General features: G+C 41.6%; 2 protein-coding genes. Both read right to left on the minus strand.

What is annotated here, in order from left to right; all coding sequences use genetic code 11:
• Positions 1-228 (minus strand): hypothetical protein (locus ACFFRH_RS45040; protein WP_512701164.1); only part of this gene is annotated, 228 nt, incomplete at its 3' end.
• Between the two features lie 205 nt (positions 229-433).
• Positions 434-508, minus strand: coding sequence for a tryptophanase leader peptide (gene tnaC, locus ACFFRH_RS45045; RefSeq protein WP_001364348.1), 75 nt, complete (start codon positions 506-508; stop codon positions 434-436).
• Positions 509-538 lie beyond the last annotated feature (30 nt).

Raw genomic sequence — 538 nt, forward strand, 5'->3', positions numbered from 1 at the left:
GTCGCCGCGCATCATCGCAGCCTGCATGCTCTGCGTCACCGCCCCGGTGCCGCTGTCGGTCAGTAAATCGATAAAAACATCTTCGCTATCCAGCAGGAACGGGTTCATACCGGATTTAATAATTGCCTCTTCACGATAAGCGCGAGTGGTACGTTTTACTGGCCCAATAACACGAATGCGGAACGGTTCAGGGAGATGTTTAAAGTTTTCCATTACATAATCCTTCATTTATTTTAATTACAGTGATCCCTGTGAATATTACATCTGCTATACCGATTAATTCGCCAGATATATATGCAAGCACCATCATTTACTAAAACAAGTAAATAAACGAGAGATGACCTTTGCAAAAGGCAAAATTAAGATATAGCAAACAAATAGATCACATTGAATCTAATCGGTTTGGCTCTGGTGATGGCTACAGAAGGGCAAATCAAGGGCGGTGATCGACAATTTTGTTGTCAATATTGAACCATTTTGAGGTCACACATATATGTAAGATATTCATAATGCACTTATCCTCGCAAGACACGAGGCT

It is taken from the genome of Streptosporangium vulgare (assembly GCF_042428775.1).
In the GTDB taxonomy this organism is placed as follows: Bacteria; Actinomycetota; Actinomycetes; order Streptosporangiales; family Streptosporangiaceae; genus Streptosporangium; species Streptosporangium vulgare.